Raw genomic sequence first — 22,453 nt, 5'->3', positions numbered from 1 at the left:
ATGCTGCTCGCGGTGGATGCGGGAAATACCAACGTGGTGTTCGCGCTGATCGCGTCGCGGCCGCAAGGCGGGCGTGAAATCCGTGCCCGGTGGCGCATCGCGACCGATCCGCGCCGCACCGCAGATGAATATGCGGTCTGGCTGAGCCAGCTGCTGGCGCTCGAAGGGTATCAGCGTAGCGACGTCGACGGGGTGATCATTTCCACCGTCGTGCCGCGCGCGCTCCACAACCTGGAAGTGCTGTCGACCAAATATTTCGGCACCGACGCGTTGATCGCTGGCCGGGCGCCGGTTGAATGGGGCGTCGCGCTGGACGTGGACGAACCGCAGAGCCTGGGCGCCGACCGAGCGGTCAACACGATCGCCGCCCATGCGCTGCATCCTGGTGACCTGATCGTGATCGACTTCGGCACCGCGACGACGCTGGACGTGTCCGATTTCAACGGGGCGTATAAGGGTGGCATCATCGCACCCGGGATCAACCTGTCGCTCGACGCGCTGGTCAACGCTGCCGCGAAGCTGCCGCGGATCGCGATCGAGGCGCCGAAGGGCAACGTCGGGGTGATCGGCCGCAACACCGTCGATCAGATGAATATCGGCATCTATTGGGGCTATATCGCGATGATCGAGGGGCTGGTCGATCGGATGAAGGCGGAGATCGGCCGGCCGGCAAAGGTGATCGCGACCGGCGGCCTAGCCACCTTGTTCGAGCAGCACACTGATGTGTTCGACGCGATCGAGCCCGATCTGACGATCCAGGGGCTGGCGATCATGTGGGAGCGCGCCCATATCGCTGCCTGAGCTTTTTGGCGGCTGAGGGGATCGTTGCCCGCCTGGCGAGACGCCGGTGGTGAGACGATGATCCCTTCTGGGCTGCACGGTTACGGCGCTTTCGACACCGGTCGGAGCGCCACGAGATTGGGGAAGGCCTCCCCCAGATTTGAAGGCCATTTGAAACAGGCGTGCATGGCGCGCCTACCCGTCGGGCGAAGGCCCGAGGGGCAGTGAAGGATTGAGACCATTTCCAAGAAGAACGAACTGCTGTTCTGCGCCCTCGGCGGCTCAGGCGAAATCGGAATGAACGTGAACCTGTACGGCCATGATGGCCGGTGGGTGATGGTGGATTGCGGCGTTACCTTTGCCGACCATCAATATCCGGGGATCGACCTGGTCCTCCCGGACCTGGGCTTCATCGAGGATCAGCTCGATACCCTCGACGGCATCGTGATCACCCATGGGCATGAAGATCACATCGGGGCGCTGCCGTACCTCGCCGATGATCTGGGCGTGCCGATCTATGCCACGCCGTTCACCGCGGGCCTGATCCGGCACAAGCTGGAGGAGGAGCGGATCGCGGATCGCGTGAAGCTGCGTGTGATTCAGCCGGGCAACGCCTTTCGCGTCGGACCGTTCGGGTTCGAATTCGTCCCGATGTCGCATTCGATCCCCGAAGCCAATGCGCTGGTGATCGATACGCCGGCAGGCCGGGTGTTCCACACCGGCGATTGGAAGCTGGATGCAGCCCCCGTCATCGGCACGCCTGCCTCACCCGAAGAGCTGAAGGCGATCGGTGATCGCGGCATCGACGTACTGGTGTGCGATTCCACCAATGTCCTCAATGCCGAGGCGTCGGGGTCGGAAAGTACCGTCCAGACCGGCCTGATGGAGGCGATCTCCAGTGCGCGTGGCCGGGTGGTCGTGACCACCTTCGCCTCCAACGCGGCGCGCCTGCACACGCTGGGCCAGGTGGCCGTGGAAACCGGACGTGCGCTTTGTGTCGCCGGCCGCTCGCTCGACCGGATCATCAAGGTGGCGCGCGCCTGCGGCTATCTGAAGCAGTTTCCGGACACGGTTACCCCGGATGTGGCGATGCGCCTGCCGCGCGATAAGGTGCTGATCGTGGCGACCGGCGGGCAGGGCGAGGATCGCGCCGCGCTGGCGCGTATCGCGACCGGCAACCATCCGATCCGGCTCGATTCCGGCGATACGGTCGTCTTTTCGTCCAAGCAGATCCCCGGCAACGAAGTGGCGATCGGCCGGATCCAGAACGCGCTGGCAGGGCGCGGCGTGAAGATGGTCACGGAGAAGCAGGCGCACGTCCATGTTTCCGGCCATCCGGGTCAGCCCGAGCTGGAGGCGCTATATGGCTGGCTCCGCCCGCGGATTCTGGTGCCGGTGCATGGCGAGATGCGCCACCTGATGGAGCAGGCGCGCTTCGGCTTGTCGAAGGGGATTCCAGAGGCAGTCGTGCAGACCGATGGCGACATCGTCCGGCTGGCGCCGGGCAAGCCCACGAAGATCGGCAATGCGCCGGTCGGCCGCCTGGTGTTGGACGGTGATGTCATCCTTCCCGCCGATGGGGGCACGATCAACGAGCGCCGCCGGATCAGCCTTCACGGCCAAATCTCGGTTGCGGTAGCCGTGGGCAAGAACCGCCGCCTCGCCGGCGCGCCGAGGGTCAGCCTGCAGGGCATTCCGGTCGAAGAGGAGCGCGCGGCGTTCATCGCCGACGCCGAAGATGCTGCCGCGGAGGCAGTATCGGGCAATGCGCGCGACCTGGATCGCCTGCGGGAAGACGTCCGTCTGGCGGTGCGCCGCTGCGCCACGCGCTGGACCGGCAAGAAGCCCGTCGTAGATGTCATGGTGCTGGAGGTCTGACGAGCGATGAACTGGACGTCGGCCCTGGCGATCTACATCCTGTTCTGGGCCTTTTCCGTCTTTCTCGTGCTTCCCTTTGGTGTTCGCACCAGTGAGGAGGCCGGGCAGGATCATGTGCCCGGGCAGGCGGAGAGTGCACCACATGAGTTCGCCGCCGCCCGCACGGCGATCCGCGTGACGATCGTGGCGACGGTGCTGTTCGTGTTGTTCTACGCCAACTATCTGTTTGGGTGGATCACGCCCGACATGGTCGACATGACCAAATACGGCATCGGCACCTCGACCGTCGATTGACATAGAAAAGCCCAGGAGCGGATCGCCGCTCCTGGGCTTTTTCATGATCCCTGCCGGTTAGCCTGTCTGCCTAGTCGGGCAGGCGCCGGTCTCAGCGAAGTCGTTCGATCGCCTGCGCGAGCGCGACGTAGAGCTTGCCCATGTCGGACGAGAGCAACGTCACACCCAGCGGCGAGCCGTCGCGCTGCGCCAGGATGATGCGCAGCATGGCCTCGAAATCGTGGATGTAACGGTTCACCTGATCGCGGAACTCGGCGTCCTCGTCATACAGGGCAGCGATTTCACGGTGTTCGACGTCGCCCAGCAGGCGGACAGCACGACGGGTGAAGACGCCCCGGTCGCCCTTCAGATAAGCGGCCCATGCGCTGTCGGCGACGTCCGTGGCGAAGTTGCGCGTGATGTCGATCGCTGCCGAGTTGAGCGCGTCAATCAGCACCGCGGCACGCCGCGCGAAGCTTTCCTGTTCCTGCTGCTCACGCTCGGTACGCGCGGTATCGATCCGCTCGTCCACCGCGACGGTCAGCGCATGGATCGCCTGCAACTGCTGGTCGAGACGGGCCGCGGCCTGCGTCGCGGCACCGACGGCGGCGTCCGCGGTCGTTGCGATCTGTGCGATCTGCTTGTCCAGGCCAGCGTCGACGGCACGACGCAGCGCTGCGGCGCCAGACTTTTCGAGCGCGTCAGCGGCCTCGGGAACGACGCGGGCGAGCACTTCGCGCGCATGCTCGGCCGCCTGCGTCGCCGTGTCGCGGACGCGCAGCAGCATTTCGATCAGGCGCGGCGCTGCCTCTTCGGCGAAGCGGTTCGCACGATCGGCGGCTTCGTCGACCATCTGCCCCATGGCATCGGCCTTCGCGCGGCCGGTATTCAGCGTATCGAGCAACGTTCCAGTGATCGAATCAACGTTGCTACGCTGTTCGGCGATCACCTGGGCAATCGCCTCAATCGCCTCGTGCGTGCTTTCGGCCGCAGTGACGAGCGCGAGCAGCTCGGGCTTGGCCGCGACCACCACCGCTTTCGCGGCAACGACGCGGTCGTCGAGGCGGTCGACCGCTGCGGGCAGCGTCTCGTCGATCTCGCGCGCGGCTGAATCGAGTGCAAGCAGCAAGGTCTCGGTCGTCTCGATAGCGCGGCCCGCCATCGCGTCGCCCGCCGCCAGCGCCTGTGTCATGGCATCGGCAGAGCCGCCGAGTGCGGAGATCGACGCGGCCAGCATCTGCGAGCGTTCAACACCCTGCTGATGCAGGCGCGCGAGCCGATCCTCGATGCCGCCAAGCGCCGCCTGAAGATCGCCGATCAACCCGTCGCTGGCGTGCCGCTGCTTGTCCAGCCGTTCGGTGATGCGGTCGATCACGACTTCGATCACCCCGATCCGCTCAGCCAGCGATTCAGCGCTTTCGCGCGCTGCGGTGTCCAGCGCGGCCTGGTTGGTGCCGACCATCGCCAGCATGGCGTCGGCCTGCGCCGCAATCCCCTTGCGCGATTCGTCGATTGCCTGCGCCGTGCGGTCGAGAAGGGCGTCCACGGCGGACGACATCTCACCGGTGACAGCTTCCAATCGCGCACCGGCGGTTTCGCTGGTCGCCTCCATCCGGCCGATATGCGCCGCGAGCTTCTGCGCCGCTCCGCCGGCGACCGCCTCCGCCTCACGCCCACGTTCGGTCAGCGCCACGATCTGTGCGTCGAGTGCTGCGGCCTGCTGCCCGGCGGCAAGCCCGGCATTCTCGATCCGTGTGGTCAGCCCTTCGGCCTCACTCTGCGCCTTGGGCATGGTGGCGAGCAGCACCGAGAGGCTGTTCTGAGCAGTCGTCGCCGCCTCCGCCAGCGAGCGGGCGTGGACGTCGGCCTGGTCGATCTCTTCGGAAAGACCGCGCCCGATCGAGGAAAGACGCGCGGTGGCGCTGTCGCCCAGGGCGCTCAACTGACGCGCCTGTTCGGCCAGCTTGTCACGATTGGCATCAAGCGCCGCCGACAGCGAGGCGACGGTGCGTTCCAGCGCAGCGGCCTCTTCGCGCATCGCAGCAGCGGTTGCACCGAACCGGTCGGCCTCGGCGCGGCTCGTGCGTAGCGCCAACAGCCAGACGATCCCTGCGAGTGCCGGGACCGAGACAAGCGCCGCGCCGAATTGCGCCAGGTCGAGCGCAGACATGCCCGCCAAGTCATTGCGGGCCAGCCACAGCACCAGCGCGACCCAGACCAGCGATCCGCCGACCAGCGCGGCCGGCCCGATCGTCCGCCAGGGCGATACAGGCTCCACCCCATCGGGCAGATACGTTTCTTGTTGATCTTCCACGGCGACCTGCTCGGCGATCACGGCTGGAGCTTCCTCCATGTTGTGCATTGCTGCATCGCTGGGTTTACGCGTGCGCATGTCGATGATCGTCGGGCCCCCGGTCATTCCCGCAGGTGTATCACGAATTCATGTCGCTCAAAGCAAATAGCGGCAACCTGCGATTAAGCGTTGCATGCTAGCGGCCTGTGCATGGCCGTTGATCCCGGAGCTATCGATGCCGCGCTTGCCGCAGCGGTCGGCGACGATCCGGTGCTGATCGCCGAACTGCGCGCTGCCTTCGTTGATAGCGCGCGAGCCGGGCTGACCGCCATAGAGGCGGCAGAGGATGACGGGACGTGGCGTGCAGCGGCATGGCGGCTGAAGGGGCTGGCGGCGAGTTTCGGTGCGATCCGCCTGGCGGCGCTGGCGACTGAGGCTGCGGGCAAGCCCGCTGGTGATGGGCAGATGGTCAAGCAACTGCGCCAGCTGATTGCGCGATTGTGAGCCGCGCAGCGTAACCCGCGCGGTTGGCGATTGCCCCGATCCGGTACTGACCGTAACAGCGCCCGATGCTCACAGGGCTGATCTTCGCCGTACAGGAAGCCGACGACCGGCCCGGCACGCTTGCCGCAACCTTGCCCTTCGCCGGCATGACCGTTGTGGAATATCAGGCGCGCCTGCTGATCGCCGCCGGCGCGGCGCAGATCGTGGTGGTCGTTGCGCGTGTTACCCCGGAGTTGCTCGGCGCAGTGGCGCGGATCGGCCGTCGGGGCGTCACGGTGGATACGGTGCGCAGCGCAGCCGAAGCTGCCGCTCGCCTCCATCCGCTGTCTCACCTGCTGGTGCTGGCCGATGGGTTGGTCACGACCGAAGCGATTCTTCATCCAATCGCGCGCGAGGCCGGCGATGTTCTGCTGGTGGCGGCGGAAGACGAGGCCGACCCTGCTTATGAGCTGATCGGCGGCGGGGACGCCTGGGCCGGGATCGCCCGATTAGATAGCCGGCACTTGGGCGACGTAGCGGCGATGCCGCGCGACTATGACGTGCAATCTGCGCTGCTGCGTGTGGTAGCACAGTCAGGCGCCCTTCGCCTGCAGATGCCCGATGATGAGCGCGGCAACGGTCATGGCATCGAGCGTCGCCGTGACACGCTGGAAACGCGGAGCCGGTCGGTGGTGAGTGCGGCGATCGCCGCGCGCTCCGGCTGGTTCCAGCGGTGGATCGTGCGGCCGGTTGCCCGCGCCTGCTTGCCCGCCCTGATGCGCCGCCATGTGCCGAGCGCCGCGATGGTAGCGGGCGCGGCGCTTGTGTCGGGGGGTGGGCTCGGGGCGCTCGGCGCGGGGCACGCGAGCGTGGGCCTGCTGCTGTCGTTGCTGGGCGTGATCGCGGCCACGATCGCCTCGAGTTTTGCCTGGTTACGGGATGAAGAGATGCTGGCGCGCGTCGCCAATGCGCTGGCGCTGGGTGTGCCTGCAATAGCGGCGCTGGTGCTGGGGCGAGCGATCGATGCCGAAACGGGGGAGATGACGGCGCTGATCGTCGCCCTGGCGCTGGTCACCGCGGGTGCATTGGGCGCCCGGGCGATTTCGGAGCATCGCCCGCTGTTCTGGGGTGATCCGTCGGCCTATCTTCTGGTGCTGGCGATTTGCACCGTACCGGGATGGCCGATGATCGGGCTTGTCCTGGCGGCGATATACGCCACGGCGACGCTGGCGATGGCAATCGAAACATTACGCGCGCGCTTAGCAGCGCCTTAACGTCGCCCGCGCTAGGGGAGACGCATGTCGGTCGATTCTCTTGAAGGCGCGCCGGGCCTGACGTCGGATGCCGCTGCCCTGCTCGCGCGCGCCGCGATGGCCGACCGTGCCGCTGGCGGGCATCTCGCCGCAACGATCGACGACCTGTTTCTGCCTGACGAGCAACGGCTGGATGACCGCAGCCGCGCTCGACTAGGCGCGCTGCTGCGCTCCACGATCGAGGCGACCGGCGCTGCAATTCACACGCGATGGTGCTCCGAACGGGGCGTGCCGCGCGATGTGGTGTTCGATCCTGCGAAGGTGCTGGAGCGCCTGGTTGTATCGGGCGTTCTGCGAGATCCCGAACTGATCGATGAACTGCTCGGACGTGCGCGCCAGGATCTGCTGGGGGAGGCGTTGCGCGCCAATCGGCCGCCGGGCGCGCAGGCCGCGCTGTTGAGCCAGCTCGCGGAGAGTGACGATCAGGCGACCGCCGCGGCGGCCCAGGCCTATCGGCTGGCCGAACATCGATCCCGCCAATGCGAGACGTCGCCGGGCGAGATGCTGCCGCCAGCGCTGAACCGGCGCGTTACGTGGTATGTCGCCGCCGCTTTGCGCCCGGATCTGAGTGGGGAGGCGAGCGCCACCGATCGATCGGTCGCCGACGCTGCGGAGCACCATCTGCGCTCCTGCGAGACGGCAGTGGGCCTGGACGCGAGAGCCGCGGACCTGGGGCGGTTGATCGATCACGACCCGGACGCAACGGCGGTTTTGCTGGCGGCAGCGATCGAGGATGGGGCCGTGGCGCTATTCGTCGCGTTGCTCGCGAACCGGACGGGGATCAGCCAGCGTGACATCCGCGCGCTTACGCTGGACCGGGCGGGCGAGCGATTGTGGCTCGCGCTTCGATCGCTCGACATCGACCGTCCCGGACTTGCGCGCATCGGTTATGCGCTCGGGGAGGCGGATCCGCGCCGCGACCTGGAGACGTTTGCCAGCGCGCTCGACACGATCGTGGCCGTTCCTGCTTCGGTTGCTCACGCAGCGATCGCGCATCTCGCGCTCCCGGCGGACTATCAGGCTGCGCTTCGCCTGATCGATGGCAGGGAGCTGCCGTGATCGAAGGCATCACCATGTCCGCCCGGGTTGATGCGGCCGATCGGTTGATCGACGCCGATCCCGAGTTCGCGACGCTGAACGAGCGCGCAGGTGGCGCGCTGGGGCGTCCGCCTGCCAATCCGCAGATTGCCGCGATGGTGCGATTGTCACGGCGGCTGCAGATCCCGCTCGCCCGCGCCGTGACCATTGCCGACATGGACGTCGATCTCGATTGCTGGGTTCGCGTCGCGCCGGGCGAAGGCGAGACGAGGCTGACCATTTCGCCGATGCGCGAACGGGCGGCGTGGCGCCCGGTGCAGCCGGTGATGGCGGTTCCGCCGCCCGCCGGAGCGGATTGGACGTGGGATGTCGATGCCGGCCTTCGGCTTCAGCGATTGGCCAGCGAGGCAGCGCAGCGGCACGGCATCGATATGGCCATGGCGCTGGGCCAGCCGCTGACCCGGCTATTCACGCTGGAAAGCGATCCGCACGGGGCCCTGCCCCTGCTGGAGGCGGTAGCCTCTGTCGATGACTTTGCGGACCAGCCGGCAGTGCTGACGACGAGTGGCGACCGGGTCATCCTTGCCGGACATGTACGGCGGGATCGTGGCGGCGCCTTTGCCGGGTTCGCAGGCGCGACGTTCCTGTGCGGTGCCAAGCCGAGTGCCAGCGGAGCAGCCAACGCGGGCATGGATGGCGCGTTCAACCACCGGCTCGATCGTATCCTGCGCGCGCCGCTTGGCCGGATCGTCGCCAATGCGGACAGCATCAACGCCGGCATCGAGGGTCCTATCGACCCGCAATATGCCGATTACGCCGCCGATATCGCGAGCGCGGGGCGGCATTTGATGGGACTGATCGACGATCTTGCCGATATCGAGGCGATCGAACGAGCGGACTTTACGGCCGAGGCCGGCACCGTCGACCTGGCCGATGTGGTGCGCCGCGCCGCCGGGCTGCTGGCGGTTCGCGCCGCTGACGCCGGCGTTACGATCGATCGGGCAGGCCTGGATCAGCCGCAACATGTGCGTGGCGAGTTCCGGCGCATCTTGCAGATCATGGTCAACCTGATCGGCAACGCGGTTCGCTATTCACCGCGTGATGCCACCATCTGGCTTCGCCTGCAGCGCGATGGCGATCATGTATTCGCGATCGTTGCGGATCAGGGGAAGGGCATCGCCGTCGAGGACCACGAGCGGGTCTTCGCCAAATTCGAACGGGTTGACACGAGCGAGCCGGGCGGCAGCGGGCTTGGCCTCTACATCGCCCGCCGCTTAGCCCGCGTGATGGGGGGCGACCTGACCGTAGACAGCGCACCCTGCGAGGGCGCCCGCTTCGTACTGAGCCTTCCGGCGGTCTAACGAGGCGCGCGCCGGACGCGGCATGAGACAGCTTAGCTGATGCGGAACAGCCGCAGCGGGGAGCCCTTGGGCATCGGCACGGGGGTCAACCAGTCGAATGTCTCGCCATGTGCCAGTCGGTCGTAGAAGCCGCCGGGCGCACGATCGCGATAGACCGTCGATTCCGCCATGTTCGGGCAGACGAGCATCAACGTCGCGCCATGCCGCTTCATGATCGCGCGCGCTTCCTCAGGGGAGCGTTTGAAGGCGTGGTGGACGTCGAGGATCGCGTCCCCATTGCGATGATAGGGCCCGGCGATTGCATTGTGGTGCGTCAGCGTGATCAGCCGCGGCCCTAGATCGACAAAGGTGAAGATCGTCGTCGGCGGAAGACGATTGAGCGGGTTCATTGCCGGCATGGTGAGGCACAGGCCGGTCGCGCGATTAACACGCTTCACATAAGGCTTCGGCACGTCGATCGGCAGCGTGCGCAGTAGCAAGGAGGCGAACATGCCCGAGATGACGACAAAGACCGCGCCCGTGGCAAACAGCCGGACGAACATCGAACGCTGCCCCAGCAACCAGGGCAGCACGATCCAGGCAAGCGCGGTGACGCCCGGGATCGCCATCAGCTGGGCAGCCGGGCCGCTGCGCACCTGCCACAGCAGCATCATGACGGAGAATAGTGCAAACAGGCCAACGCAGGCCCAGCCGATCAACGTCGGGCTGCGTCGAGCGCGCCAGATGGCGATTCCGGCACCGATCAGACCCATCGTAGGCAAGGCAGCAAGCGGGAAGCCGGTGCGGAAGGAATGCCGGTAAATCGGCTTCGCCTCCCGCACGTTGCTGAGCCAGCTGGCGTAAAGTTCGTCCGAGACCTGTTCGGGACGTTGCAGGCATTGGGGGAACAGACCCGCGAAGCCGCCAGCGATCACCGCACCGGCGACCGCTGCCATGGTGAAGCGGATCGCGCGTTTTTCGGGTGAGACGATAGCGAGCAATGTCAGCAGCGCGCCAGCGGCAACAAAGACGCTGAGCCAGATTGGGGTGAGCGCGTCGCAGCGCATCACCCGGTTCGCCTCGGATGCGAAAAGAAGATAACCAGCACCGCATCCGCCGCCGAGCGCAATGGCGTACCCCAGCAGGCGACGCCGCTCATCGGCGTCCCACACCCAGCGCAAGGTGATGATCGCGCCTGCCATCGCGCAATAGGGCAGCATTTCCAGTCCGATGGTGAGCGACAGCGCGCTTGCCAGACCGACGGTGATGCCGCCGCGCGGGCCGTCGGGGTCGCACAGGCCGGCGACCGTCAGGCTCAACATCGCCAGCTGCCAGCCGTGATGATCGATGCGGTCGGGCATGAACATCATCAGCGCGACCGTCGATCCCATCAGGAACACGATCGCCAGTGGCCAAGCAACGGGGGAGACGAGGCGCCGCACCGTCGCGCCTAGACCGATCAGCGTGATGCCCAAAGGCAGCAGCGGGGCGATGCCACACGCCAGCTTTTCCGCCTCGGCCACGCCGACGAAGGGACGCAGCAGCAGGATCAGACCCGCGATCGGCAGGTCGACGATCCGCGACCAGTGAATGTCGAAGCCGACCGGCGGGTTGAGGCGGTAGTTGCGCAGATCGTACCAGCCCTGGCCATCAATCAGCGCGCGGACCTGCATCAGCCGCATATTGTCGTCGGTATCGCCCAGCGACAGCCAGTGGATCGCCGCCCAGCGCTTCCACACATAGAACACCGCGATCACGATCCAGGCGATCGTGGTCAGCTTGATCCAGTGCCGGTCCAATTCGGCGGACAGGGAGGGGGGCAATCTGTTCACGGGGCTTTCCTCGCCGACCGCAGGCCATTAGACGCCCGCGACATTCTTCCGGTTCGGCCCGGGCGGGCGATCGGTGGCGCCCGCCTCTACCCGAGGCGGCACAAAGGGCAAGGCGTGGACGCTGTTCGCAACAAGTTCGGCTCGGCAGGAATGCGCGAAACCTTCTGGCAGCTGGTGCGGTTCGGCATCGCTGGCGGATTGGCGACGGCGCTATATGCCGTCGTCTATTCGCCGCTCGCTGCGTTCAAGATCACGTCCGAACAGGTCGCCAACATCGCCGGTTACATGGTGGCAATGCTGTCGGGATATGTGCTGCACAGCAAATGGAGCTTTCGCGGGCATGGTGCCTCGGCGAAGGCATCAGCGCCCAAGTTTTTCGCGGTCTCGCTGGTCAGCTTTGCGGTCAACACCTTCTGGGTGTGGTTGCTGACTGACGATGCGATCCTGGCTGGGCCGTGGTGGTGGCCGTTGATCCCTATCGTGCTGGTGACCCCGCTGGTCACCTTCTCACTCAACCGTCTGTGGGTATTTTCCTGATATGGATCGCCGCGTCTACGACCGCATGGCCGAACATGATTCCACCCACTGGTGGTATCGCGCGCGCCGCGACATCCTGGCCGATTATCTGACGCGCGAGGGGCGGCTGCCAAAGGACGCTCGGATCCTGGAGATCGGGTGCGGCACGGGGCACAATTTGCCAATGCTGGCGCAGTTCGGCCGCGTCGACGCGATCGAGATCGATCCGGCGGCGCGCGACGTGGCGAGCCAGCGGCTGGGCAAGCCCGTTGGCGAGTCGCCCTTGCCGGCGCTCCCTGGCGTGCCGGACGCGCATTACGACCTGATCGCCGTGCTGGACGTCGTCGAGCATATCGAGGACGACGTCGCCGCCTTGCGCGCGATGCGGGCGCGGCTGGCGCCGGGCGGCAAGATCCTGATCACCGTCCCGGCCCATCAATGGATGTGGAGCGCGCATGACGTGGTGAACCACCACCACCGCCGCTATTCCAAGACGACGCTGGCCAAGGCGATTGAGGACGCGGGGCTTCGGCCACGCACGCTGGGCTATTTTAACTCGCTGCTGTTCCCGCTCGCCGCCGGCGCGCGGATCATGGGCCGGCTGACGGGGCGCGAGGACAGCGACGATACGCCGCCTGCCGCGCCGCTGAACGCGCTGTTCGAGAAAATCTTCCGGTTGGAGCGGCACATGGTCGGCCGGGTGCCGATGCCGCCGGGCGTCTCGATCATTACCTTGGCGGAACCGGCCTGAGAGCCGGCCTGGCGGCATCATCACCCCGGGTACTGCGCCGGGGTGATGATGGCCATCTCACCTCACCGCGGCGGTGTTGCATCCTGCGGATCGGACGTGGTGGTCGTTCCCTGCGGGCTTGCCGTCGTGGTGCCGCCGGCGCGCGGCCGTGACTGTGGCGACATCGTCGTCGGCGTGCGACGGCTGGTGCCGGTCTGCACCGCTGGCGTGTCGCTGGTCGCGTCCGGCATCGACTGACGATCGGTCGTGCTGCCGGGGACGCGACCCGGCGCGCTGCCCTGCGGCCCCATCATGCCGCCATGCTGCCCATGCTGATCCATGCTGCCGCCGGTCGTCCCGCCCGCGCTGGTGCTAGGCGTTCCCGTCTGGCCCGTCATCGTACCGCCCGGTGACGTCGTCTGGCCGGCGGTGCCGCCAGCGAATCCGCCCTGCGCGGTGGATGATTGTGCCGTCGCCGTGGTGGGCAGCAACAGCGCTGCTGCGCCAAGCATTCCCAAGTAACGCATTGTGCCTCTCCTTATAGATCACGCTTCAACGGGAGGGAGGTCGATGACGTTCCTGTGGAGCAAAGGTAAATCGTCTTGATCCATTTGTAGTTATGCCGTTGGATCAGGCTGTAGGTAGCGCAGAGCGCGCTGCGTTCCTGCGGCTGCATGTCCTATTCGCGGGAACATTGCTGTGCCGGGCAAGGAGAGGCAAGATGACGATCGCCGCCATAGCATTACCCCGCCTGCTGCATGTCGGGGGTGGTGCTTCGGGTCGACTGCCGGAGGTGCTGGCGACGCTTGGGCTCTCCCGGCCGCTGATCGTCACTGATCCCTGGCTGCTGGAATCGGGCGCGGTTGGCAGATTGGTCTCGGGTCTGGACAGCGCCGGCATCGCACACCGCCTGTTCGCGGACACCGTCCCGGACCCGACAGTGGCATCGGTGCAGGCGGGGCTCGGCTGTCTTAATGCCGGTGATCACGACTGCGTGGTCGGGTTTGGCGGCGGCAGCCCGATCGACACGGCCAAGGCGATCGCGCTGCTGGCGAGACACGGCGGGGCCATGGCGGATTACAAGGCGCCGCATGTGCAGGACGCGCCCGGCCTGCCGATCATCGCCATTCCGACAACGGCGGGCACGGGGTCGGAAGCCACCCGCTTCACCATCATCACCGACGAAAGCACCGACGAGAAGATGCTGTGCGCAGGGCTGGCGTACCTGCCCATTGCTGCGCTTGTCGATTACGAGCTGACGTTCAGCATGCCGGCGCGATTAACCGCCGACACCGGGATCGATTCACTGACCCATGCGATCGAGGCCTTTGTCTCGCGCCGGGCGAATCCGTTCAGCGACGGCATCGCGCTGCTTGCGATGCGCGCGATCTCGCCCAACCTGCGCCGTGTCTATGCCGATCCCGGCGATGGACCAGCGCGCGAGGCGATGATGCTCGGCGCGACGCAGGCGGGGATCGCGTTTTCCAACAGTTCGGTCGCGCTGGTGCATGGCATGAGCCGGCCGATCGGAGCGCATTTCCAAGTGCCGCATGGCTTGTCGAACGCGATGCTGCTGCCGGCGGTCACCCGATGGTCGGCGCCAGCGGCGCTGGGCCGCTATGCCGCCTGTGCCCGGACGATGGGCGTCGCCGACGATGGTGAGGGCGACCAGTTGGCGGTCGCTCGGCTGCTGGAGGAGCTTGCCGCGCTCAACCGTGATCTGGCGGTGCCGGGGCCGGCGGCCTGGGGCATTGATGCCGACCGCTGGCATGTGTTGGTGCCGACGATGTGCGCGCAGGCGGCAGCATCAGGATCGCCAGCCAACAATCCGCGCGTGCCCGATGCCGATGCAATGGCGGAGCTTTTTGCGGAGGTGTGGGCCAGCTGATCGCGTGGACCAGCCGGCCGCCCTGCCATCAGTGGGCGAGCACCGGCGGCGCGGTGCCATCGTCTGCCTTGTCCTCATCGATCGCCACGACGCGCGGCAGGATCAGCTGGATCGCGGCGAGCGCGACCAGATAGGTCAGCGAGCAGACGAGGAACATCGGCAGATAGCCACGACCGGTGTCGAGGGACCAGCCGGCGAACTCGATCATCGCCATGCCCGACAGATTGCCCGCAAAGGCGCCAATGCCGATCGCCGAGCCGACGATGCGGGCCGGGAAGATGTCCGTCGTCAGGCCGAACAGATTGGTCGAGAACCCCTGGTGCGCAAAGAGGCCGAGGCCCAGGATTCCCGCTGCGACCCAAGCGCTGTCGACACCCACCAGCAGCGGGATCGGGACGATCAGCAGCGCATAAACGAGCATCGACGTCTTGCGTGCGGCATTGACGCTCCACCCGCGGCGCATCAGCCGTGAGGGAAGGAAGCCGCCGCTGAGCCCGCCTAGTGCTGCCATGAAGTAAACAAACGCGACCGGCAGCCCCAACGTGCCCTGCGACAGGCCGAACGTGCGGTGGAACATGTCGGGCATGAAGAACAGGAGGAACCACCAGACCTGATCCGTCAGCGCCTTGCCAAGGATCACAGCCCATTGACGGCGATCCTTCAGTAGGCTGCTCCAGGCGATCTTGGGCGCCGCAGCATCGCGCGCGGCGTTGGGCTGCTCCGGAATGCGCATCATCAGCCAGGCGACGACCCAGATGAGGCCGAGGCCGCCGGCGATCAGGAACGTCGCCTGCCAGCCCCACATCAGCGCCATGACCGGGATCAACAGCGGTGTCAGGATCGCGCCGACGTTGGGCGCGATGCCGACCAGGCCCAAGGCAACGGAGCGATCCTTCGCCCCGAAATAGGTCGCCGCGGTCTTCACCGCGGCCGGGGTGCCGATCGACTCCGCTGCGCCCAGGACTGCGCGCGACGTGACAAAGCCCGATACCGTCGTGGCAAAGGCGTGGGCCATGCCAGCAAGGCTCCACACGCCAACGCCGATGGCGAAGCCCCAGCGCAGGCCGATTTTATCGATGAACCAGCCAGTGCCGAGGAACGCGAGCGCCGCCGCGAACTGGAAGGCGGAGGCCATGTGGCTGTAATCGCGATCCGACCAGTCGAATTCCGCCTGAAGCGTCGGCTTCAGCAGCGCCAGGATTTGGCGGTCGACATAGTTGAGCACGATGGCGACGAACACCAGCCCAAGCACGATCCAGCGGCGCCGATCAGCGGTTGTCGTCGTCACAGGCCAGTTCCCCTCTTACCAGCCCGACCGATAGGATACCGTTGTCATATCTTCAATCGGGTAACGGCGGATCGTGGCGATCGAGCTGGCGGCCGGTCGCTCAGTCAGTTTTCTCGCCGGCGATTTCGTGCGCTGGAATGCGGGTACGTTCAGCCTGGAAACCCAGCGTGGCGCGGCGGTGCACCGTGCCGGCAATATCGGCGACCAGATAGAGCGGGCGGCGCTTCGATTCGATGTACAGGCGGCCAAGATATTCGCCGATCATGCCCAGCACGAACATCTGTACCGCGCTCAGCACTGTCACCACCAGCATGGTCGATGTCCAGCCCTGCACCGGATTGCCCTCGAAATAGCCCCAGGCAATGTAGAACAGCAGCAGCAGCGCCAACCCCGCCAGTGCGACGGAGGCATGGCTCGCGAAACGCAGCGGCGCGGTGGAGAAGCCGGTGACCGCATCGAATGCGAGCCGCAGCATCTTCGACAGCGGATAGTTGGTCTCACCCGCCAGCCGCTCCGCTCGGTCATACGGGAAGGGAACCTGTCGAAAGCCGATCCATGCGACCATGCCGCGGATGAAGCGCGCCTGCTCTGGCAACGACAGAAGCGCGTCGAGGGCGCGGCGGCTCATCAGGCGGAAATCGCCCGTGTCGAGCGGGATCGGCGTATCGGTCAGCCGATCAAGCAGACGATAAAAGGCCGCGGCGGTGGCCTTCTTGAACAACGTCTCGCCGGCGCGCTTGCGGCGAACGGCATATACGACATCGGCGTTTTCGCGCGCCATCGTGGCGCGCAGTTCCCCCAGCAGCTCGGGTGGATCCTGCAGATCGGCGTCGATGATCAGGATCTGCTCACCCGAACACAAGTCGAGGCCCGCGGTCAGCGCCAGTTGATGGCCATGATTGCGCGACAGGTTGATCGCGACGAGCCGCGGATCGGTGGTCGCCAGATATTGCATGATCGCCCAGCTGTCGTCGCGCGAGCCATCGTTCACGAGCACGATCTCGTGATCGTCGCCTACGGCGGCGTGGGCGGCAGCCGACACGCGTTGATGCAGCAGCGGCAGCGTGTCGGCTTCGTTGTAACAGGGGATGACGATCGAAAGGGCAGGGCGGTGCATGCGCGCCCCGTTACAGGATGCTCAGGCCTCCGTCACGACCTTCACGAGCATACCGGGGCGCAGCGTAGCGTCATCATCCAGTCCGTTCAGCGTGACGAACCTGTCGCGCTGGGCATCGGTATAGGCCATCTGGCGCGACAGGCTGTCGATCGTATCGCCAGCCTTCACCGTCATGATCCGCAGCTTCTTGCCGCGCACGCGCGCCGCCTCCTGTGCGGTGATCGGCGCTACACTTTCGATCAACGGCGTGAACGGCCCGATGCCGCGCCCAGCTGGCGTGACGATGGTCCAGAAGTAGGTTGCAGAGGGGAAGCGATAAGCAAGGACGGTGGCGTCGACAGCCTGGCCGTTCGCACTCGCGCGTACCGTCGAATAGGCATAATCAAGGCCATTGGCGCGGCCCGCCTGCGCCGTTGGCGCGGCGTTCGCCCCGAGGCTCCGGAATTGCTGCGCGACGAATCCGGGAAGATCGCTGGTCGCAGCCGCCGCCTTGAACTGCGCTTGTCCGCCGGTTCCTGCTACCGTGACGGCATCACTGCCGTTAGCGATGCGATAGCCGACAGGCGCGGTGAAGCGCAGGCGCATGACCGGGTGCACGAACGTCTGGCCAGTCACCACGCCCTGGCGCGGATCATCGTCATAGAGGAGGCCATCGAGCCGGCGCAGAAAGGCGGTGTCCTGTGTCATCTGGCCAGCCGCTTTGCCGGTCTGCTGCGCCAGTTGCCGCGCCCGCATGACGCGTTCCCGGCTGTTGGGGTGTGTCGATGCCCAGGTTGGGGCGCCGGTCTGTTGGCCCGACAGGCGCGCCGTGAGGCTGGTGGAAGCGCCGAGCTGCTCGAGCATGTCGGCAGCGGCATAAGGGTTGTAGCCCGCTGCCGCGATGTAGCGAACGCCGAGCGCATCGGCAGCGTATTCCTGATCGCGGCCGTATTTCAGCGTGTAAAGTTGCGCGGCGCTGCGCGCACCGGCGCCAGCAAGTTGTCCGATCGCGCTGTTGCCGGCGACTGCGCCGACCACGCCAGCCAAGATTGATCCGATGCCGGCCGTGCGCTGACGCCCCGTGGAGTGGCGGGCGGCGACATGGCCGACCTCATGCCCCATCACGCTGGCGAGCTCCGCCTCGCTGTTCATCAGCGCGAGAAGCTGGCGCGTCACGTACACATAGCCGCCGGGGATGGCGAAGGCGTTCTCGACCGGCGAGTTGAGCAGGGCGACGGTGAAATCGCCCTGTGCGTTGGACAGGCCCGATTGTACCGCGACCCGCTTGCCCACCTGTTCGACATAGGCGGCCTGTGGGCCATCATATTTGCCGCCGAACTCCGCCAGCAATTGCGGGTTCGCCTCGGCTCCCTGCGCCTTGTCGCTGGCGGAGATTGACCGTGCCTGCGCGTGGGCAGCGACAGGCACGGTGACGGCTACCGTGGCGGCGGGAAGGGCGAGGGAAACGGAAAGCAGGCGAGACATGCGGGGCAGGTTCCTTTCGGTCCTGTCCTACGCCATGATCCCTGAACGGTTCCATCGCACGCCGCCCTCCCCCGGGCGGGCGTGGCTCAGGCGGCGCGCGCCTGCTCCTCCACCAGCCGCTGCAGGATAGTCAGCGGGACCGCGCCATATTGCAGCACCTCATGGAACTGCCGCAGGTCGAACTTGTCCCCACGCAGCTTCTGCGCCGTCTCACGGGCGCGCACCCAGGCGGCGTGACCCACCTTGTAACTGCACGCCTGGCCCGGCTGGGTGCAGTAACGCTCGATCTCACGCTGCGACCGTGGACGCGCGAAGCCGACGGTTTCGACCATGTAATCGGTCGCCTGATCTCGGGTCCAACGCTTGGTGTGGATGCCTGTGTCGATGACGAGGCGCGCGGCGCGAAACAGATAGCTCTGCAGGAAGCCGGCACGCTCCAGATCGTCGGCATAGCCGCCCAGTTCGTCGGCCAGGCTTTCGGCATACAGCGCCCAGCCTTCGCTATAGCCGCTGAAGAAGCTGAGGTTGCGTAGCAGCGGCTGCGGCGCCTTTTGCGCGATCGAGATCTGCAGGTGATGGCCCGGCACGCCTTCGTGATAGGTGAGGCTGGGCAGCGAATATTTCGGCCAGTCGCCGACGTTCTTGAGGTTGATCCAGTAGATCGCCGGGCGCGACCCATCGAGCGCGGCGCGGCTGTAATAGCCGTTCGAGGCGCCGTCTTGGATGTCGACCGGCACTGCGCGAATGTCGAGCGGCTCGCTCGGCGGGTTGAGGATCGCCTGACCCAGCTTCGCCGTCATCGCGGCATTGCCCTCGTTCAAGCCCTTGATCAGCGCCGCCCGGCCTTCCGCGGTGTCAGGATAGACCTGTTCCGGCCGCACATTCAGCTCGTTCAGCCGTGCGCCGACATTGCCGCGGGTGAGGCCCTGCTTCCGCAGGATCGTGTCGAGCTGAGCGGTGATCTCGGCCACCTGGTCGAGGCCCATCTGGTGCACTTCCGCGGGCGTATATTTGGTGGTGGTCGCCTGCTCCAACGCCGCGGCGTAGATGGCGTCGCCCTGCGGCACGTCCCAAATGCCGGCAGTGCTGCGTGCCTTCGGACGCAGCGCCTTGATCAGCGCGATCTGGCGATCGAGCGCAGGATAGATGTCGGCTTCAACGATCTTGGAGGCACGCGCCTGCCAGTCACCGTTGATGTTCTTGGCCGCCGCCCGCTTCGCCACCGATTGCGCGAGGCCGCTCTCGGCCGCTGCCTGGCCGCGCAGCTTCGCCATCTGGCCGAGCGTCAGGTCGAGCGAGAAGTCGGGAGCGAGATAGCCGCGCGACGCCTCTTCCTTCTGGTTCGCCGTATCCTGATCGAGCCGCTTGGCAAAGGCGCCGAGCCGGTCGAGATAAGCCTCGCAGTCCGCCGCGTTGTTGATCGTATGCGACGAGTTCAGGAAGTCGGGCGTCGAGAAGTAGCTGCCACCCTGCTGGAAGATGGTGAAGGGGCGCTGTACCCCGTCCAGCTTGAAGCGATCATAAGGGACCGCCCGGCTTTCGAGCGAGTACAGGATCACTTCGCGGTCCAGCTTCGAGCGGGTCGACAGCGAGGCGGGATCAACGGCGCGGATCGCGGCAATCGCCTGCTTCAATTCGGTGCGCGCGGTAGCCTTGCCGGCCGCGGACTGATCGGTCAGCCGGTGCTTGAGCGCAGCGTTCGCGCCCTTGTCCATGCCGAGTGAGGTCGCGAGTTCGGGCGAGCGCTGGAGCGTCTGGGCGAACACCTTGTCAAACAGGCTGTTGAGCTGCGCATCAGCCGGGTTGGTGGCGCCGCCGGCGGCAACGGTTTGCGCGCGGAGTGCTTCTGGCACGAGGGCGAAGACGGAGGCAGCGCTTGCCGAGGCAAGGAAGGAACGACGATCCAAGTGCTTGGGCCTTTCGAGAGGAGGGCCGGCCAACCTTAAGCAAGGCAGTGATGATGCCGCAAGTGGCGGCTGCGCACCGAGAGGCGCGCGGCCGCCATTGGTGAGGTCAGACCCGCTCGGCCGCGTTCACGGCGTCGGCGGCGCGCAGCGCAGCGATCAGGCGCATCAGCTGGTGTGCGTCATGCACCTCCACATCGATGACATTGGTGTGGAACTGGGTGTCGCGTGTATCGAGGCGCAGGTTGATGATATTCGCCTTGTGCTGGCCGATGATCGTTGCAAGCACGCCCAGCGCGCCGGGCTCGTTCTTCACCTCGACCGACACGCGCGCGGTCGCGCCTTCGGTCTTGTTGCCCCATTTGACGTCGATCCAGTCGGTCTCCTCGTCGGACCGCTCGGCCAGTTCGGCCAGCGTCGGGCAATCGATGCGGTGCACCTCAATCGAGGCGTCGGGGCGGCGCAGGCCGACGATGCGATCACCCGGCACCGGGTGGCAGCACTCGCCCAGTTCATAGGCGACGCCCGGCGCCAGCCCCTCGATCGAGATCGCGGACGATTGCGGCGGCGAGTGCGCGAGGTCGGCACCCGCGGAGCCCGGCATCAACGCTTCCATTACCTGCGCATCGGTCAGCGTTCGCCTGGCGATTGCCTGCATCAGCGTCGCCTCATCAGCCAGCTTCAGGCGCGGCAAGGCGTGGCTTAACGCGTCGGCACCCAGCGGCGCGGGCAGGCGGGCGACGATATCGTCGTACAGCTTGCGGCCGAGCGCGATTGTCTGTTCGCGCTCCACCTGACGCAAGTGACGGCGGATCGCGGCCAGCGCCTTGCCCGTGATCGCAAAGTTCAGCCAATTGGGTTGGGGGGTTTGCGCTTTGGAGCGCAGCACCTGCACCTGGTCGCCATTTTCGATCACCGTGCGCAGCGGCACGACGCGTCCGTTGATCTTCGCGCCGACCGCCTGGTCGCCCAGATCGGTGTGGACAGCATAAGCGAAATCGATCGGCGTCGCGCCCTTGGGCAGCTGGATCAGCTCACCTTTCGGCGTGAAGGCGAAGATGCGATCCTGGTACATCGCCATGCGGGTATGTTCGAGCAACTCCTCTGGGCTGCCCGCCGTATCGAGGATCTCGACCAGGTCAGCGATCCAGCCCTGCTGCGTCTGCCGGCTGATCGTCTCGCCCTGCTTATATGCCCAGTGCGCGGCGAGACCGAATTCCGCCTCCGCATGCATCTGCTCGCTGCGAATCTGGATTTCCACGCGCTGGTTTTCGTCGTGGATGACGGTGGTGTGCAGCGAACGGTAGCCGTTGCGCTTGGGCGTCGAGATGTAATCCTTGAACCGCCCCGGGACCATCGGCCAGCGGCGGTGGATATGGCCAAGCGAGACGTAGCATTGGTCCTCGTCCTTCACGATGGCCCGGAAGGCCATGATGTCGGACAATTGCTCGAAGTTGATGTGGCGTTCCTGCATCTTGCGCCAGATGCTGTAGGGATGCTTTTCGCGGCCGGAGACCTCGGCTTCGATGCCGTGGCGCGCCAGCAGGTCCTTCAGGCCCCGCTTGATCTTCTCGATCCGGTCGCCGCCCCCGGCCTGGAGCTGCTGCAGGCGGCGCGTTATCGATTCATAGGCTTCCGGCTCGAGCTGCTGGAAGGCGAGCGTCTGCATCTCCTTCATGAACTCGTACATGCCGATCCGCTCGGCGAGCGGGGCGTAGATATCCATCGTCTCGCGCGCGATGCGCTTGCGCTTGTCCGGATTCTTGATGTGGTGGAGCGTGCGCATGTTGTGCAGCCGGTCGGCCAGCTTGACCAGCAGCACGCGAATGTCGCCGGACATGGCGAGAAGGAACTTGCGCAGGTTTTCCGCTGCGCGCTCGCTTTCGGTCTGCGCCTCGATCTTGGACAGCTTCGTCACGCCGTCCACCAGCCGCGCGACATTGTCGCCGAAGATCTGGCGGATCTGCTCGCTGGTGGCGACCGTGTCCTCGACGGTATCGTGAAGGATCGCGGTGGCGATCGTCTCATCATCCAGATGAAGTTCGGTCAGGATGCCGGCGACTTCGATCGGATGGCTGAAATAGGGGTCGCCGCTGGCCCTTTTTTGCGTGCCATGGGCGTTGACCGAAAACACATAGGCGCGATTAAGCAGCGCCTCGTCTGCCTCTGGGTCGTATTCAAGGACCCGGTCTACAAGTTCATATTGCCGCAACACGGCATCGACTTGAGCAGCCGCCCCGCGCTTTGCAACAGAAAACACAGGATAAACGAAAAGGGCCCACCTCAGGGGAGGCAGGCCCTTCTCCGTTTATCGGC

18 protein-coding genes are annotated in these 22,453 nt (G+C 66.1%); 10 read left to right on the top strand and 8 right to left on the bottom strand.

Features of this window, described 5'->3' with window-relative positions; all coding sequences use genetic code 11:
• From K0S66_RS06925 to K0S66_RS06915, 3 genes are all read left to right on the top strand, one after another.
• Window positions 1–801 (top strand): type III pantothenate kinase, encoded by an 801-nt coding sequence (locus tag K0S66_RS06925; protein ID WP_301074606.1) that lies wholly within the window; start codon window positions 1–3, stop codon window positions 799–801.
• Window positions 802–1,020: 219 nt separating this feature from the next.
• Window positions 1,021–2,658, top strand: a complete 1,638-nt coding sequence (locus K0S66_RS06920) for a ribonuclease J (RefSeq protein WP_301074670.1) — start codon at window positions 1,021–1,023, stop codon at window positions 2,656–2,658.
• 6 nt (window positions 2,659–2,664) lie between these two features.
• On the top strand, window positions 2,665–2,952 hold the full coding sequence (locus tag K0S66_RS06915) for a DUF1467 family protein (RefSeq protein ID WP_301074605.1): 288 nt from the start codon (window positions 2,665–2,667) through the stop codon (window positions 2,950–2,952).
• A 91-nt stretch (window positions 2,953–3,043) separates the two neighbouring features.
• On the opposite strand, the gene K0S66_RS06910 is transcribed toward K0S66_RS06915, so the two are convergent.
• Window positions 3,044–5,350, bottom strand: a complete 2,307-nt coding sequence (locus K0S66_RS06910; RefSeq protein WP_301074604.1) for a hypothetical protein — start codon at window positions 5,348–5,350, stop codon at window positions 3,044–3,046.
• A gap of 84 nt (window positions 5,351–5,434) precedes the next feature.
• Between K0S66_RS06910 and K0S66_RS06905 the strand changes: the two genes are divergently transcribed.
• The 4 genes from K0S66_RS06905 (at window position 5,435) to K0S66_RS06890 (ending at window position 9,419) form a co-directional block, all read left to right on the top strand.
• Window positions 5,435–5,728, top strand: coding sequence for an Hpt domain-containing protein (locus K0S66_RS06905; protein WP_301074603.1), 294 nt, complete (start codon window positions 5,435–5,437; stop codon window positions 5,726–5,728).
• A 65-nt stretch (window positions 5,729–5,793) separates the two neighbouring features.
• Window positions 5,794–6,981, top strand: coding sequence for a hypothetical protein (locus tag K0S66_RS06900; protein ID WP_301074602.1), 1,188 nt, complete (start codon window positions 5,794–5,796; stop codon window positions 6,979–6,981).
• A gap of 24 nt (window positions 6,982–7,005) precedes the next feature.
• On the top strand, window positions 7,006–8,079 hold the full coding sequence (locus K0S66_RS06895; protein WP_301074601.1) for a hypothetical protein: 1,074 nt from the start codon (window positions 7,006–7,008) through the stop codon (window positions 8,077–8,079).
• On the top strand, window positions 8,076–9,419 hold the full coding sequence (locus K0S66_RS06890; RefSeq protein ID WP_301074600.1) for a HAMP domain-containing sensor histidine kinase: 1,344 nt from the start codon (window positions 8,076–8,078) through the stop codon (window positions 9,417–9,419). Before K0S66_RS06895 ends, K0S66_RS06890 begins: the two co-directional genes overlap by 4 nt.
• Before the next feature lie 32 nt (window positions 9,420–9,451).
• Here K0S66_RS06890 and K0S66_RS06885 read toward each other — a convergent pair whose 3' ends face one another.
• Entirely contained in the window at window positions 9,452–11,230 is a 1,779-nt protein-coding gene (locus K0S66_RS06885; RefSeq protein WP_301074599.1) for an AcrB/AcrD/AcrF family protein, read from the bottom strand.
• Window positions 11,231–11,344: 114 nt separating this feature from the next.
• On the opposite strand from K0S66_RS06885, the gene K0S66_RS06880 reads away from it, so the two are divergent.
• Window positions 11,345–11,767: a GtrA family protein gene (locus K0S66_RS06880; RefSeq protein ID WP_301074598.1), complete on the top strand. Its 423-nt coding sequence runs from the start codon at window positions 11,345–11,347 to the stop codon at window positions 11,765–11,767.
• 1 nt (window position 11,768) lies between these two features.
• Window positions 11,769–12,497: a class I SAM-dependent methyltransferase gene (locus K0S66_RS06875; RefSeq protein WP_301074597.1), complete on the top strand. Its 729-nt coding sequence runs from the start codon at window positions 11,769–11,771 to the stop codon at window positions 12,495–12,497.
• Between the two features lie 62 nt (window positions 12,498–12,559).
• On the opposite strand, the gene K0S66_RS06870 is transcribed toward K0S66_RS06875, so the two are convergent.
• A complete protein-coding gene (locus tag K0S66_RS06870; protein WP_301074596.1) occupies window positions 12,560–13,003 on the bottom strand; it encodes a hypothetical protein in 444 nt (147 codons plus the stop codon).
• 194 nt (window positions 13,004–13,197) lie between these two features.
• Between K0S66_RS06870 and K0S66_RS06865 the strand changes: the two genes are divergently transcribed.
• Window positions 13,198–14,364, top strand: a complete 1,167-nt coding sequence (locus K0S66_RS06865; RefSeq protein ID WP_301074595.1) for an iron-containing alcohol dehydrogenase — start codon at window positions 13,198–13,200, stop codon at window positions 14,362–14,364.
• A 28-nt stretch (window positions 14,365–14,392) separates the two neighbouring features.
• Here the strand turns inward: K0S66_RS06865 and K0S66_RS06860 are convergent, their stop codons facing one another.
• The 5 genes from K0S66_RS06860 to K0S66_RS06840 all read right to left on the bottom strand — a co-directional run bounded on the left by K0S66_RS06860 (window position 14,393) and on the right by K0S66_RS06840 (window position 22,352).
• A complete protein-coding gene (locus K0S66_RS06860) occupies window positions 14,393–15,652 on the bottom strand; it encodes an MFS transporter (RefSeq protein ID WP_301074594.1) in 1,260 nt (419 codons plus the stop codon).
• Window positions 15,653–15,752: 100 nt separating this feature from the next.
• Window positions 15,753–16,769, bottom strand: a complete 1,017-nt coding sequence (locus K0S66_RS06855; protein ID WP_301074593.1) for a glycosyltransferase family 2 protein — start codon at window positions 16,767–16,769, stop codon at window positions 15,753–15,755.
• Window positions 16,770–16,790: 21 nt separating this feature from the next.
• Window positions 16,791–18,233, bottom strand: a complete 1,443-nt coding sequence (locus K0S66_RS06850) for a M48 family metalloprotease (protein WP_301074592.1) — start codon at window positions 18,231–18,233, stop codon at window positions 16,791–16,793.
• Window positions 18,234–18,319: 86 nt separating this feature from the next.
• Window positions 18,320–20,140, bottom strand: a complete 1,821-nt coding sequence (locus tag K0S66_RS06845; RefSeq protein WP_301074591.1) for a DUF885 family protein — start codon at window positions 20,138–20,140, stop codon at window positions 18,320–18,322.
• Window positions 20,141–20,246: 106 nt separating this feature from the next.
• A complete protein-coding gene (locus K0S66_RS06840) occupies window positions 20,247–22,352 on the bottom strand; it encodes a bifunctional (p)ppGpp synthetase/guanosine-3',5'-bis(diphosphate) 3'-pyrophosphohydrolase (RefSeq protein WP_301074669.1) in 2,106 nt (701 codons plus the stop codon).
• Window positions 22,353–22,453: the final 101 nt, after the last annotated feature.

This window comes from Sphingomonas sp. (assembly GCF_029239295.1).
Lineage (GTDB): Bacteria > Pseudomonadota > Alphaproteobacteria > Sphingomonadales > Sphingomonadaceae > Sphingomonas.
Note: the sequence above shows the minus strand (reverse complement) of the source record. Positions and strands in the feature narration are given on the sequence as shown.

Coding starts and splice junctions, on each gene's coding strand:
- K0S66_RS06925 (WP_301074606.1), top strand. CDS start 1: ATGCTGCTCGCGGTGGATGCGGGAAATACCAACGTGGTGTTCGCGCTG.
- K0S66_RS06915 (WP_301074605.1), top strand. CDS start 2,665: ATGAACTGGACGTCGGCCCTGGCGATCTACATCCTGTTCTGGGCCTTT.
- K0S66_RS06910 (WP_301074604.1), bottom strand. CDS start 5,350: ATGACCGGGGGCCCGACGATCATCGACATGCGCACGCGTAAACCCAGC.
- K0S66_RS06905 (WP_301074603.1), top strand. CDS start 5,435: ATGGCCGTTGATCCCGGAGCTATCGATGCCGCGCTTGCCGCAGCGGTC.
- K0S66_RS06900 (WP_301074602.1), top strand. CDS start 5,794: ATGCTCACAGGGCTGATCTTCGCCGTACAGGAAGCCGACGACCGGCCC.
- K0S66_RS06895 (WP_301074601.1), top strand. CDS start 7,006: ATGTCGGTCGATTCTCTTGAAGGCGCGCCGGGCCTGACGTCGGATGCC.
- K0S66_RS06875 (WP_301074597.1), top strand. CDS start 11,769: ATGGATCGCCGCGTCTACGACCGCATGGCCGAACATGATTCCACCCAC.
- K0S66_RS06870 (WP_301074596.1), bottom strand. CDS start 13,003: ATGCGTTACTTGGGAATGCTTGGCGCAGCAGCGCTGTTGCTGCCCACC.
- K0S66_RS06865 (WP_301074595.1), top strand. CDS start 13,198: ATGACGATCGCCGCCATAGCATTACCCCGCCTGCTGCATGTCGGGGGT.
- K0S66_RS06855 (WP_301074593.1), bottom strand. CDS start 16,769: ATGCACCGCCCTGCCCTTTCGATCGTCATCCCCTGTTACAACGAAGCC.
- K0S66_RS06850 (WP_301074592.1), bottom strand. CDS start 18,233: ATGTCTCGCCTGCTTTCCGTTTCCCTCGCCCTTCCCGCCGCCACGGTA.